This window comes from Sphingobium sp. CFD-2 (genome assembly GCF_024611135.1).
Classification (GTDB): Bacteria; Pseudomonadota; Alphaproteobacteria; order Sphingomonadales; family Sphingomonadaceae; genus Sphingobium; species Sphingobium fuliginis.
Genome location: NZ_CP084405.1, coordinates 810,031 through 823,951, shown reverse-complemented (window position 1 = coordinate 823,951; position 13,921 = coordinate 810,031). Strand labels below are relative to the sequence as shown.

The following is a 13,921-nucleotide window of genomic DNA, read 5'->3' as shown; positions in this document are numbered from 1 at the left end:
AAGTTGGGGGTTGTTGTTGATGAAAATCCCGCGATTTCTGTCATGCTCCTCTGCAACTAAGAAGGAGGTGAGAGCATGGGGAGCGGTAACGAGCCGGGCAACGACGAATTGAAAGAACAAGCGCTGGAAATGATGGAGCAGTCCTTGGCGATCCTATACGCCTTGCAGGAACCCGCTGCTGCCGATCTCCACGATGTGATTGAGAGGGTCATGGGGTCGTCGGGCAAGATGGGGGAAGAAGGCGAGGTATGGGATTCTGTTTTTACCGATCTACCGCACCTGACCATGCGGGCCTTGTTCCTTCATCGCAATGACGGCTTTACCGTTGGCCAGATCGCACGCCGCCTCCGCATCAGCGAGGCCGACGCGGCGGAGCGCCTCGACCACGCTGTGCGCTATGTTCGCGCGCCTGCATCACCAAGAATATAGGCAGCGCTAGCGGAAAGACATTGCCCGGCCATTCCGCCAAAATCCATGTCGAACCGTAAGCCTTCAATGTACCTGCTGGTCCCAAACGCGAGCGGCTCCCTCTCCCATCACCTCCACCCTTTCCTCGCTGCTCCCGCACTTCACCTAACCACCACCCTTCCGCGCTGCTCGCCGCAAACAGGCTGACCTGCAGGCGTCGGAGGGGCGCCTGACCTATCCCGGCAGCAATTGCTTCTCCAACGCGGCAACAAGCTCCTGCCTCTTGCCAGGGTCCAACCGGTCCAGGTTACGTTGCTTCCACAAAACCGCGGGCAGTCGCCTCGCCTCATCAATGCCCGCAAGCGCCCAGTCCGGTTCACCACGCTTGAAGCCGACAAGGAATTGCCGATGAGTGTCAGGCATCCCGGCAACCATGCACGCGATGATGTCTTCACGCGCTGATTCCAGTTCCGCCAGAGTGATCGGCTGGTGAGTCATTCCGACGAAACCGCGCTCGAACTCCTCGGCGAGCGGTTTACGGGCGGGAGCGAGAACCTCGGCCATCGGGCGATTATGGCTGGCGAGGTAGACGAGAAATGCACGTCGCAAATCGTCTGTGACGCCTTCGTTCGCCAGCAAGTCGCGGACGTCGAAGAGGTCGCGAGGGTGCTGCCGGTCGAGCGCCGCCACGATTTTTCCCGCATAGAGATCGGCGAAGGACACCACCTGAATCTCAGCAAAACCAAAGGCGTCCTCGACTGCGGGAACGACACCCATAACGACGGGATCATAGACCGTCCCGCGCAACACTGGCGTGACCTCGATCTTGATCTGCACATCATCCGCACGAACGATGAGCTTGGTGACGATTTTTTCGTCAGCGGAACGCGACGCATGAATCCTGGCTCCGACCAGTCCTTCCTCGATGCGTTCCTTGATCCGCAGCATCGCCGCATCGATCGTGGCGAGCGAGGTCGCGCGGTCCTCGATCGGCAGATAGGTGAGGTCGATGTCCACCGAAAGTCGCGGCAGGTCACGCACGAACAGATTGATCGCTGTTCCGCCTTTCAGCGCGAAGATATCCTCCTTCGCGACGTGAGGCATAACACGCAGAAGAAGAGCGACCTGTCTCCGGTAGCCGTCGAGAAACGCCATACAGCTATTCTCCCGCCAGGTCGGAGGGCACGGTGATGTTGTAGCGCCGGTCGAGCTTCCCTCCTTTGACCAGGACGCGTTTGCCCGATCCGAGATCCAGGCGGGAAACATCGAGCTTCGAACGCCAGGCATGGCCATGGCGATCCGCGAAGAAGAGGAAGAGACGCTTCACTTTTACGCTCGCGCACGCCTCAAGAAGTGTCTGAAGGCGACGTGGGCTGAGGTCGCTCATTCCTTCCATCAGCATGTCGACCTGATGGAAGCTCTCATGGGGAAGCTCATCGAGCAGTTCGAGAACGGCGCGTTCCTTGCTCGAACAGCGGATCGGCAAGGTCGTGCCGGCGGTGCTGGACATCCGGGGCGCAGGCTCGGGAGGAATCTCGCCGTCGACTGGAAACAGCCGGAGGCTGTTATGCCAGCGGAACGAGACATCGAGTGGCAGGCTGTCGAGCCATGTCGGCGGCCGGCTTGGCCCATAGAGATGGACTTCGCGCACCGTTATGGAGAGATAATGAGCGTAGCCCTGCTGTTCGAGCGCTGTGCGCCCGCCAACTGTCAAAGGCAGGTCCAACAGGGATTGCAGTGAGATAACGGCCTGTTCCCAGGTGAGCGGTCCACGCGAGCGGCGATAGACGCGCCGGGTCGGGCTATCGAGCCATCCCGCGCGAACATATTGGCTCCGCAGCGATGATGAGTAACCATGGGCTTCCATCCATGCCGCGTCGACCAGCAGGCTCTCTGGGAGATCCCGTTGCAGCCGGTTTAATTTTCCTAATGTTTGCGAAGCCATGCTATGCATTTTGACAGATTGGGAAACTACTGTCGAGTTTATTAATTTCGAAATTGGCTAAGCCTTGCTTGGCATTATCAGAGCTCGGCAAACTGGATCGTGCGACCGTAGGTCAATACACTTATCCGCCCTAGGCATGGCGATTCGCGGGCCAATTGACGGGATGCGCAACACGGCGACACCGACAGGACTGTCAAGGACTGCGCCGTTTCGCCCTGTGGCGCGGGCGGCGGGGTCCAGCCTCAATGATCCCTTGGTCGTTTCGAAGGATCTGCGCGTCGATGAGCGCCCTGGCGACAAGCTCTGAGCGCTTGTAGACGCCGTAACGCTGCTTTGCGTGGGAGACGAAATAGCGCACCGAGGTCTCGCTCAGACCGAGTATCTGGCTGATCTCCCAATCGCTCTTGCCGACGGCGACCAATGCCGTGCATTGAGCTTCGCGGCGCGTGAGCCTGGGTACGTCATGTCCGCGCGAGGCATGATGTAGTCTGAGGCCCGCCTTGAACCCGAAGGCAGCGACGATGTGGAGCGTCGTCAGTAGCGATGGCGAAGCCATGATCGGCTCCGCGCGTGCGAAAGTGCAAGACGCATGGGATTCGCTCGGTATGTGGAGCGGCACGGTGACACCGTGGACGAGACCATGCAGCCGCGCTTCTTCGAACAGGGCTGATTGTGTGCCTGTGAGATCGACATAACCGGGAATCTCGTCCCAGCTGAACGGGCGGTCCAGCAACTGGCTCACCTCATAGACTGGATCGATGACGTACGCGTGGCTCTCGGTGTAGAAACGCACGAACTCCGCCGGATAGTTGGTAATAACCAGCGCCCGTTCGACCAAGCGTGGGAGGCCGCCATGTTGGATCATCGCGACATAGGGGAAGCCCATTTTCGTGGCGGCATCAGCTAAGGCGGCGAGCAGCGCTTCCATTGAAGAAGCGGCATTGAAGCGTGAGAGTGTCTCACGCATTCTGGCATTGACATACATGGCATCCTCCTTGGGTTGTGTTGGCCGTGCACCGGCAAACGTGCCAGAAGAAGCCGTTGTGATACCTATGGGAGATAGGGGGCATTCACAGCCGTCAGCCAGCGCTATGGCTGACGCGTGAGGCTGCTAGGGCAATCGTGGATTCGCTGTTTCGAAAACCTGGCTCAGGATCCGCGACACCGCCGCCGGTATTATTCTCCTGCGAAACCTGCGCGGAACCGTTCGGCAATCGTTAGTCTGAAGCATCGTTACGATGTCCCACGCAATTTGGTGTTCTGACATTCGACTGCCTCCTCACGCCATCGTGCCGATGGTTCGCCGGAACCGCGCCAACGCAATGGCGAAGAAGATCGCGCCGATAGCAATGATAGCCAGGAACTGGGGCCAGACCACGTCAAAGCCCGCGCCCCGGTAAAGGATGGCCTGCGCCATCTTCACGAAATGGGTGGTGGGCGCGGCCAACATGACCGTCTGGACGAACTCCGGCATGCTTTCGCGCGGCGTCGAACCGCCGGACAGCATCTGCAACGGCAGCAGCACCAGCATCAGCAACAAGCCGAACTGCGGCATGGAGCGCGCGATCGTCCCCATGAAGATGCCGATGGAGGTCGTGGCGAACAGGTGCAGCCCCGCTCCGGCGAGGAACAGCGCGATCGACCCTTCGACGGGAACGGACAGTACCCCTTCCACCATCACGAAAAGCGCGAAAGCGCAGGCGACCAGGACAACGAGCCCCATGGCCCAGACCTTGCTGGCCATGATCTCGAACGGCGTCACCGGCATCACTAGCAGGTGTTCGATCGTGCCGTGCTCGCGCTCGCGGATCAGGGCCGCGCCCGTCAGCACGATCGACAGCATGGTGACGCTGTTGATGATTTCCATGACCGCGCCGAACCAGCTTTGCGCCAGCGTAGGATTGAACCGCACGCGCAGCGCCAGCTCGACCGGGACCGGCGTGCTCGCACGCGTGCCTTTCATGAATTCGGCAACTTCGCCCTGCACGATCTGCTGGATGTAGCCGCCGCCCGTGAAAGCCTGGCTCATCCGCGTAGCGTCAACGTTGAGCTGCAAGCCGGGTTGGCGTCCCGCAAGTACGTCTCGCTGAAAATCGGGCGGGATGTCGAGAGCGAACGTATAGCGCCCGGCATCCAGCCCCTTGTCCACTTCGTTCAGTCCCACGATCGAAGGGGGCGTGAAGTGCGGCGGATAAAAGGCGCCGGTTATCCGGCTGGAAAGCTGCGACTGGTCTTCATCGACGATCGCGATAGGCGCCTTGTGCAGCGTTTCCGGCATGGCGGTTGCCGCGACGTAGATCCCCACCGAGAACGAATAGAGGATCAGGAACAGCATCATCGGATCGCGCCACAGGCTGCGCAGTTCCTTGATGCCGAGCCGGTAGATGTTGGCCGCGTGGCGCATATCAGCTCTCCTGCTTACGCAGCAACGCGACACACAGCGCCAGGATGACGGGAAACGTCGCGAACAGCACGAGAAGGTCAGGCCAGAGGTCGGCGAAGCCCAGCCCCTTGGAAAAGACGCCGCGGCAGATGGTGACGAACCAGGTCGCGGGATATATCGATCCGATCACCGCGCCCGCCCCCTCGAGCGAGGACACCGGGTTGATCAGGCCGGAAAACTGCACGGCGGGCAGGATCGTGCCGATGGCGGTGGCGAACATCGCGGCAATCTGGCTGCGCATGAAGATGGAGAACAGCAGGCCGATGGCCGTCGCCGACAGCGTATAGAAGAGAGCGCCCAGCGTCATCGCGAGGAAACTGCCCGTCAACGGCACACCGAACATCGTGACGGCGAGGAACACCAGCAAGACATAGTTCAGCATGGCGAGCGCGACATAGGGAAGCTGCTTGCCCAGCAGGAATTCCACCTTGCTGATCGGCGTCACGTAGAAATTGACGATGGAACCCAGCTCCTTTTCCCGCACCACGCTCAAAGCCGTCAGCATCGCCGGGAACAAGAGCAGCATCATCGGAATCACGGCCGGCGCGATGGCTACAAGGCTTTTCACGTCCGGATTGTAACGATAGCGCAGCTCGATATTGACGAGACCCATCGATGGCCGCGCACCTGTTTCCTGCACGGCCATTTCACTGAGCCAGTGGGCATGCAGGGCCTGGACATAGCCTTGCACGGTCTCGGCCCGCTGCGGCATGGCGCCATCGACCCATACACCGATCTGCACCGGCACGCCCCGGCGCAGGTCGCGCGCGAAATTGGGCGGAATCTCCAGGGCCACGCTCAGTTCGCCCGAGCGCATCCGCCGGTCCAACTGGCTATAGTCGGTGATCGGCGGCCGTTCGATGAAATAGCGCGATCCGGCCAGGTTGAGGACGTAGTTCTCGCTGGTGGTCGTGCCGTCGCGGTCCAGCACGGCGAACGGCAAGTCCTCCACGTCCATGCTGATGCCATAGCCCATGATGAACATCAGGATGACGCTGCCCAGCAGGGCCAGGGTGGCGCGGATGGGATCGCGGCGCAATTCCAGCCCTTCGCGCCGGGCATAGCTCATCATCCGGCGCCGCATGAACCATGGGGAGCGGGCCGGTGCAGCCGAAATGTCCTGATCGGCCGCGGCAGGCGCGCCCGCAGGAACCGGATCGTCCCTCTTTTCTGTCGGCGTCTCGCCGCTCGCATCCTGAAGATAGGCGATGAACGCTTCTTCCAGGTCCGCCGCGCCGCGGTTCTCGACAATGGCGGCGGGGGTGTCGCTGACCAGCACCTTGCCCGCATGCATCAGCGATATGCGGTCGCACCGCTCCGCTTCGTTCATGAAGTGCGTGGAAATGAAGATCGTCACCTTGTCGCGCCGGGACAGGTCGATCATCATCTGCCAGAACTGGTCCCGCGCGATCGGATCGACGCCGGACGTCGGTTCATCCAGGATCAGCATTTCCGGCTTGTGGATCATGGCGACGGCTAGGCTGAGCCGCTGGCGCTGGCCCAGCGGCAAGGCGCCGGGCAACGCATCCATGATGCCATCCAGGCCGAACCGCTGCGCCATTTCCCTCACGCGGGCCGGCACTTCCCCGGCGGGAACATGGAAGAGCTGGGCATGCAGCTCGAGGTTCTGCCGGACCGTCAGTTCCGAGTAGAGCGAGAAGGCCTGGCTCATATAGCCAACGCGCCGGCGCGTCGCCATGTCGTCATTCTCGACCTCGCGGCCGAACAGCCAGGCCTGGCCTTCGCTGGCTTTCAGCAGGCCGGTCAGCATCTTCATGGTGGTCGACTTGCCGCAGCCGTTGGAGCCGAGGAATCCAAAGATCTCGCCGCGCTCGATGCGAAAATCGACATGATCGACTGCCGTGAAATCACCGAAACGCATGGTGAGCCCCTGCGCCTCGATGGCGATCTCGGCCTCGCCGCCGTCGCTGCGCGGCGGAATCTCCACCGGCTTGTGCCCGCGGCGGCGCTCCTCGGGAAGCATCGAGATAAACGCCTGTTCCAGCGACTGTTCGCCGGTGCGTGCATAGAAGTCGGCTGCGGTGCCGGTGGCCAGCACCTTTCCCGCGTCCATCGCGATTAGCCAGTCGAAGCGTTCGGCCTCTTCCATATAGGCCGTGGCGACCAGCACGCTCATGTGCGGGCGGTTCGCGCGGATGCGGTCGATCAGATCCCAGAATTGCGCGCGCGACATGGGATCGACGCCGGTTGTCGGCTCATCCAGCAGCAGGAAATCGGGATCGTGGATGAGCGCGCAGCACAAGCCGAGCTTCTGCTTCATGCCGCCCGAAAGCTTGCCCGCCGGGCGCTTGCGGAACGGCGCGAGGCCCGTGCTTTCGGTGAGGTCGGCAATGCGGCGCTCGCGTTCGGCCGCGTCCTGCCCGAACAACCGCCCGAAGAATTCGAGATTTTCGTCGATGGAGAGCGTAGGATAGAGGTTCTTGCCCAGCCCCTGCGGCATATAGGCGATGCGCGGACACACGGCGTTGCGGTGGCGGGCCTCGGCCATGTCGCCGCCCAGCACCTCGACCCGGCCCTCCTGGATGGCTCGCGCGCCCGCGATCAGGGAAAACAGGCTGGACTTGCCGACGCCGTCCGGGCCGATCATCGCCACCATGCGCCCGGCGGGGATTTCAAGATTCACATCATCGAGCGCCAGCACCTTGCCGTAATGCAGGCTCACGCCCGAAACGCGGGCGACAGCTTCCGTCATTGCGGCACGTTGACGGTCAGTTTCGCGGGCCATTCGGATTTCGGATCGATCCGCACATAGGCCATGCCCGGAAGGCCGGTCTTGACCTGGGTGATATAGCGATCGAGCAACTTGCGATCGATCTGCGCCTTCACGCGGAACATCAGTTTCTGGCGCTCGCTTTGCGTCTCCACCGTCTTGGGCGTGAACTGGGCCACATCGGCAACGAAGCTGACTTTCGCAGGGATCGCACGATCCGGAAGCGCATCGAGCACGATGCGTACATCGCTGCCCAGCGCCACCTTGCCCGCGACCGTTTCCGGCAGGAAGAAGGTCATGTAGACGTCGCCCAGATTGACCAGGTTGAGCACGCGCCCGCCGCCACCCACGACTTCGCCCGGCTGGGCGACGCGATATTGCACGCGGCCGGCCGTCGGCGCCTTGAGGTCGCTGTCGCGGATATCGGCCTCGATCCGCTGGATGGTGGCGCGCACGGCATCGACCTGCGAACGCGCGCCGATCACCTGGTTGCGCGCCGTCGTGATCGCCGCGTCGACGGCCGCGAGTTGGGCGCGAGCGGCCTCCACTGCCGCCGCCGCGCCTTCGACGCGGGCCTGATCGTCATCCCGTTCCTGCACGGCGGTCGCACCTTCTCGCGCCAGCGTTTCCGATCGCGCCAGCCGCTTGCGCGCCGCGTTCAGCTCCGCCTCACGCTGGCGGACGCCGGCGAGAGCCGCCGCCCGGTTGCTCTGCTGCTGCGCGACCTGGCTGGTCGCGATCTGGATGCCGTTCAGCGCCTGCGCCAGTTGCGCTTCGGCTTCGGCCCTCTGGGCACTCAGCACGTCCGTATCCATATGGGCGACGACTTGCCCCGCCTGCACGAACGCGCCTTCGTCGACCAGGATTTCGCGGATGCGGCCGGGCGATTTGGCGGAAACGTCGATTTCAACCGCTTCGATCCGGCCGTTACCGCCGACGATGCCTTCGGGCAAATCGCCGGGCTTGAGCACCTGCCAAAGGAGCAGAGCTACAACGACGAGCGCCGCCGCGATGCCGCCCCTGATGAGCCATGTCTTCCGGGACGCCGTCATCGCCTGTGTTCTCCGCCTTGATCGTTGCTGTCGTGGACGACTTCGGCGGGAAAGCCCCCGCCAAGCGCCGCGTAGAGGGCTATGCCGCTCGCCAGATGAGCGCGGCGCAACTGGATCAGCGCCTGTTCGGTGTCGAAAAGGTCGCGTTGCGCGTCCAGCACTTCCAAATAGGCCGAACGCCCGTTGTCGAACCGCAACCCGGCCAGCCGAGCCCGTTCGCGCAAGGCGTCCAGCGAGCTGCGCGCGGTGTCGATCCGCAACGCCAGTTGCCGGCGCCGGACCAGCGCGTCGGAAACATCACGAAACGCGCCCTGCACGGTCTTTTCATAGCTGGCCACGGCTTCGACCTGCCGCGCTTTCGCCAGATCGAGGTTGCCGGAAAGGCGGCCCGCATTGAACAGCGGCAGGGCGATCGTCGGGGTGAAGCTCCACGCGCGGCTCCCGTCGCCGAACAGCCCGTCGAGATCGGAACTCGCCGTGCCGAAGGCACCCGTCAGGCTGATATTGGGAAAGAACGCCGCCCGCGCCGCGCCGATATCGGCGTTGGCCGCCCGCAATTGATATTCCGCCGCCACGATATCAGGCCGGTTGACCAGAAGGTCGGAGGGCAAGCCCGGCGGAAGGGCGATATCCGGTCCGGTTTCGGCAAGACCGAGGGGCCCAGGCACGATCTCCACGGGCCGCCCGACCAGCAGCGCCAGCGCGTTGCGGTTCACGTCGCGGTCCTGCTCAAGCGCTTGCAGCGCATCCTGCGCCTGCGCCAGCAGCAACTGCGCCTGGGTCATTTCGAGCTTCGAGCCGGACCCGACTTCATAGCGGCGGCGCATGATCCGCAGTGAGTCCTCGCGCGTGACGATCGTCCGCCGGGCAAGCGCGAGGCGTTCCTCATATTCGCGCTCCAGCAGATAGCCATTGGCGACCTGCGCGATCAGGCCGGTGGCAACGGCGCGCTTCGCCTCTTCCGTCGCCAGATAACGATTGCGCGCGGCGTCGTTCAGGTTGCGCAGACGGCCCCAGAAATCGATTTCCCAGCTCGCGCTCACCTGCGCGGTGACCTGCTTGATGTCATAGCTCTGCGTGCCTGCGCCCGGCAGGCTGATGATGGAACGACCCCGCGTGCCGGTGCCGACGGCGTTGAGTTCGGGATAGAGCGCCGATCCCTCGATACGCCAGGCCGCGCGCGCCTGATCGACGCGGGCCGCGGCGATACGGATATCGCGGTTGTTCTCCAGCGCGGCCGCGATCAGCACACGCAGATGCTCTTCCCGGAAGAAATCATGCCAACCGATCCGCGCGATGGACGCGCCCAGCGCGGCTGGCGCGGGATAGTCCTGCGGCACCGGCTGGGCCGGCCGGACATTGGGCGGCGCGAAGGAACAGCCGGACAGGAAAGATGGCACGATCATCGCCGCCATGACGGCCCGGAACCCGCATAAACGGCCAGTAATATGAGCGCTGCGAGCCATCTAGTCCGGTTCCATTCTGGTTCAAACAGGCGGTACGCCTATGGGCAAGCACCTCTCCGGACTATTAGTATCTACACTTAGTGGTTTTGATATTGCCCGGTATCACTTGCCGATCAAGCGCGAAAGCTGGAATGAAGCAGCGATGGGCCGCGAGCGATTCATGAAAGATGACGGCGCCGCATCGGGAACCGGCTCGCGTCTGCCTGCCCGCGATCCCAGGGGAGGAAGGCCGCCACAGGAGGTCGCAGCCCGGCTTGGACATCATATCCTCGAGACGGCGCTTGCCCAATTCATCGCCGGCGGCGTCGAGGGTACGAGTATGGAAGCTATCGCCGCCGCCGCACAGACATCGAAGCGAACGCTCTATTCCCGCTTCGGCTCAAAGCTCGCCCTGCTCGTCGCCGCCATGGAACACAGCCTTGCCCGCTATCTCGATCCGATCGCGGCATCGGTCCCTCGAGGAAGCACCCGCAAAAAAATCGCCTATATCGCTCGCAGGATGCTCGACCTGTCGCTTCAAGGCGATGTCGTGGGCATCGAAGCGCTCATCATCTGGCTGGCAAACCACAATCCGGGCATGATGCGGGCACAGCCCGCGATCGGCACCCAGTTCGGCATCGATCTGATGCAGACGATCCTTGCCGAGGCGAGCGAACCGAACAGCGAGGAAGCAGGCGATCTTCCGTTCCTCGCTGCTTTTCTCTTCGACGCGCTGGTCACCGTGCCGCGCCAGCGCATCCTGCAGCGCCATGATCTGCACAACACCACCCGGACAAAGGCTGCCTATATCGAGCGAGCGCTCGACCTCATGGCAAAGGCCATTCCGTTCCTGAACGAAGGGCGCGGTAACCGCCTCACATCCTGAAGCCCTCGCCAAGATAGCGATGCCGGACTTCGGGGTTGTCGAGTACCGCTTCTGGGCCGCCCTCGAACAGCATCCTGCCCTGATCGATGATATAGGCCCGCTCGACCAGTTCGAGCATCTCATGCACATTGTGGTCGGTCAGAAGGATCGCCACGCCTTCTCGCTTGAGCTTTCGCACCATCGCCTTGACGTCGGCGATCGACATGGGATCGATGCCCGCGAACGGTTCATCGAGCAGGATGACCGAGGGCGCTGCCGCCATGGCCCTGGCGATCTCGCAGCGCCTGCGTTCCCCGCCGGACAACCGCTGTGCGGGAACGTCGCGAATGTGGGCGATATTGAACTCGGCAAGAAGTTCATCGAGCCGCGCGGCAGCTACATCGCGATCGGCGATATGCAGTTCGAGCACGGCCGCGATATTCTCCGCAGCCGTCATGCCGCGGAAGATCGATCCTTCCTGGGGAAGATAGCCGAGGCCCAGCTTCGCTCTTCGATCCATGGGAAGCGCGGTGACATCCTGACCGCCAATCTCGATCCTGCCGGCATCCACGCTCATCAGGCCGGCAATCGCATAGAAGCAGAGCGTCTTGCCGGCCCCGTTTGGCCCCAGAAGCCCCACGATTTCGCCTGCCCGCACTTCGAGCGCGACATCGTCAAGCACCTTCCGCTTGCCAAAGGACTTCTCGATCCCGGCGATCGAAAGAACCGTCGGCGCGCGCTCGACTGCGACCGGTCCGATTGACGCGGGCGCAAGCGGCTCGCTCTCCGAACGCGCGGCCGGCGATACGAGTTGGGCATCATGCCCGAGATTTCCGCCAAGGTCCCTCAAAAGCCGGGTCAGTACGCGTCTCCATCCCGGCCGGCCAGCACCAGCGCAACCGCTGCCATCATGGCGATCTCGCGGATCATCCATTCTCCTTCAATTTCCCGCAAAATTGCCCGGGATGACGACCGCCGTACACTGTATCTCCAGGCAATGCATCGCCATCGTGAACTATACCTAGTGGCTTTACGCTCAATGATTGAGGCTCCTTTTTCTCCAGCAGGCCATGGCCGAATATCCCCGCGCCCGCGGTTGCGACTGGCCGTCAGACAGCCGTCCGGTCGCAACCAAGCTCCGTGCGGCTTGCATTCTATCTTACCTATGCAGTACCGTTCGGCATAAGAAGAACCGGGAGGGGCGGCCCAAACATCTGCTGTGGAATCCTGTCGGAGAGACGAGGCACCTTCCAGCGGAACTCGGAGTATATAGTCATGGCCACGTCCCCTCCGCCTTCCGACGATCCGCTGGACGGAATCAGCGAAACGCTCGACCGCACGGCATCGGCGGCCATCGCGCAGACGACTTTCGGCCTTTCGCCGGCCACGCTCCTGCTTGCCATGGCCGATTGGGGGATTCATCTCGCCACGTCGCCGGGCAAACAAATGCAGCTTGGCGCCAAGGCCATCCGCAAGCATGCCCGGCTTTTCGACTATCTGCAGCGCCGCATGGAAGACAGCGAGGCCGAACCGGCCATCGAACCATTGCCGCAGGACCGGCGCTTCGCCGATCCCGCCTGGAAAGAATTACCTTTCAATCTCGTCGCTCAGGCCTTCCTGCTCAACCAGCAATGGTGGCACGCCGCGACGACAGGCATTGGCGGTGTCTCGAAACATCATGAAGACATGGTGGAATTCGCCGCACGGCAGATGCTGGACATGCTCGCGCCGACCAACTTTCTCGCCACCAATCCCGTTCTCCAACACAAGATCGCGGAAACAGGTGGCCAATGCCTGGTCGACGGCTTCCGGCACCTGGTCGAGGACATGCAGCACATGGCGCGCGGCCTGCCGCCGGTCGGCGCCGAAGCCTTTCGCGTGGGCGAAAACGTCGCCACGGCCAAAGGCAAGGTCGTCTACCGCAACAAGCTGATCGAACTGATCCAGTATGAACCGACCACGGACACCGTGCGGCCCGAGCCAATCCTGATCGTGCCCGCGTGGATCATGAAATACTATATTCTCGACCTGTCGCCCGAGAACTCGCTGGTCCGCTGGCTGACGGCGCAAGGCTTCACCGTGTTCATGATTTCGTGGCACAATCCCGGCAGTGCCGACCGTGACCTCGACATGGACGCCTACCGGCACCTCGGACCGATGGCGGCGCTCGATGCGGTGACGGCGATCACCGGCGCGACGGGCATCCATGCCATGGGCTATTGCCTGGGCGGCACGCTGCTCTCGATCGCGGCCGCGGCCATGGCGCGCGACGGAGATGACAGGCTCGCCAGCGTCACACTGCTGGCCGCACAGACGGAATTCAGCGAGCCGGGGGAATTGGGCCTGTTTATCGACGAAGGCCAGCTCAACCTGCTGGAGAACATGATGTGGAGCCGGGGCTATCTGGACAGCAGCCAGATGGGCGGCGCCTTCCAGATCCTGCGTTCCAACGATCTGGTCTGGTCGCGTGTGCTCGCCACCTACCTGATGGGCGAGCGCGAACCGATGAACGACCTCATGGCCTGGAACGCCGACGGCACACGGATGCCCTATGCCATGCACAGCCAGTATCTGCGCCGCCTGTTCCTCGACGACGACCTGGCCGAAGGAAAATACCGGGTGGATGGGCGAACCATCAACCTTGCCTCCATCCGCAAACCGCTGTTCGTGGTCGGAACCGAGCGCGATCATGTCGCGCCATGGCATTCCGTCCACAAGATCCACCTGCTGACCGGGGCCGAGATCACTTTCGTCCTGACCAGCGGCGGGCACAATGCCGGCATCGTTTCGGAACCGGGCCACAAGGGCCGCCGCTACCGCGTGTTGACCCGCGAGGTCGACGGCACCTCCTACGATCCCGAAGAATGGGCAAGCCGCGCCGAGCAAAAGCAAGGCTCATGGTGGACGGCGTGGGGAGAATGGCTGGCCGCGCGTTCGGGAGAACCTGGTGCGCCGCCGCCCATGGGCGCAGCGGACAAGGGCTATGCGGCGATCGCCGATGCTCCCGGCCATTATGTGCTGGAGCATTGAGC

11 protein-coding genes are annotated in these 13,921 nt (G+C 62.8%); 3 read left to right on the top strand and 8 right to left on the bottom strand.

What is annotated here, in order from left to right; translation table 11 throughout:
* Positions 1-75: 75 nt before the first annotated feature.
* Positions 76-429, top strand: a complete 354-nt coding sequence (locus LDB29_RS03880) for a hypothetical protein (protein ID WP_013846840.1) — start codon at positions 76-78, stop codon at positions 427-429.
* Between the two features lie 213 nt (positions 430-642).
* On the opposite strand, the gene LDB29_RS03875 is transcribed toward LDB29_RS03880, so the two are convergent.
* The 7 genes from LDB29_RS03875 to LDB29_RS03845 form a co-directional block, all read right to left on the bottom strand.
* Positions 643-1,563 carry a nucleotidyl transferase AbiEii/AbiGii toxin family protein gene (locus tag LDB29_RS03875; protein WP_013846841.1) on the bottom strand — a complete coding sequence of 307 codons (921 nt, stop codon included), beginning with the start codon at positions 1,561-1,563 and terminating at the stop codon, positions 643-645.
* A gap of 4 nt (positions 1,564-1,567) precedes the next feature.
* The gene (locus LDB29_RS03870; RefSeq protein WP_021690794.1) at positions 1,568-2,353 is read right to left on the bottom strand and encodes a type IV toxin-antitoxin system AbiEi family antitoxin; all 786 of its coding nucleotides are present in this window, start codon (positions 2,351-2,353) and stop codon (positions 1,568-1,570) included.
* Positions 2,354-2,546: 193 nt separating this feature from the next.
* Entirely contained in the window at positions 2,547-3,338 is a 792-nt protein-coding gene (locus tag LDB29_RS03865) for an autoinducer binding domain-containing protein (RefSeq protein WP_021246285.1), read from the bottom strand.
* Positions 3,339-3,632: 294 nt separating this feature from the next.
* Positions 3,633-4,757: an ABC transporter permease gene (locus tag LDB29_RS03860; protein WP_021246284.1), complete on the bottom strand. Its 1,125-nt coding sequence runs from the start codon at positions 4,755-4,757 to the stop codon at positions 3,633-3,635.
* 1 nt (position 4,758) lies between these two features.
* A complete protein-coding gene (gene rbbA, locus LDB29_RS03855; RefSeq protein WP_021246283.1) occupies positions 4,759-7,509 on the bottom strand; it encodes a ribosome-associated ATPase/putative transporter RbbA in 2,751 nt (916 codons plus the stop codon).
* Positions 7,506-8,579 (bottom strand): HlyD family secretion protein, encoded by a 1,074-nt coding sequence (locus LDB29_RS03850; RefSeq protein ID WP_021246282.1) that lies wholly within the window; start codon positions 8,577-8,579, stop codon positions 7,506-7,508. The genes rbbA and LDB29_RS03850 overlap by 4 nt, the downstream gene beginning before the upstream one ends.
* On the bottom strand, positions 8,576-9,985 hold the full coding sequence (locus LDB29_RS03845; RefSeq protein ID WP_037484510.1) for an efflux transporter outer membrane subunit: 1,410 nt from the start codon (positions 9,983-9,985) through the stop codon (positions 8,576-8,578). The genes LDB29_RS03850 and LDB29_RS03845 overlap by 4 nt, the downstream gene beginning before the upstream one ends.
* A gap of 100 nt (positions 9,986-10,085) precedes the next feature.
* Between LDB29_RS03845 and LDB29_RS03840 the strand changes: the two genes are divergently transcribed.
* A complete protein-coding gene (locus tag LDB29_RS03840; protein ID WP_021690795.1) occupies positions 10,086-10,910 on the top strand; it encodes a TetR/AcrR family transcriptional regulator in 825 nt (274 codons plus the stop codon).
* Here LDB29_RS03840 and lptB read toward each other — a convergent pair.
* Complete coding sequence (gene lptB, locus LDB29_RS03835) at positions 10,900-11,823, bottom strand: LPS export ABC transporter ATP-binding protein (protein ID WP_062066091.1); 924 nt, start codon at positions 11,821-11,823, stop codon at positions 10,900-10,902. The genes LDB29_RS03840 and lptB overlap by 11 nt on opposite strands.
* Before the next feature lie 341 nt (positions 11,824-12,164).
* Between lptB and LDB29_RS03830 the strand changes: the two genes are divergently transcribed.
* Positions 12,165-13,919 carry an alpha/beta hydrolase gene (locus LDB29_RS03830; RefSeq protein WP_021246278.1) on the top strand — a complete coding sequence of 585 codons (1,755 nt, stop codon included), beginning with the start codon at positions 12,165-12,167 and terminating at the stop codon, positions 13,917-13,919.
* The last annotated feature ends 2 nt before the right edge of the window (positions 13,920-13,921 follow it).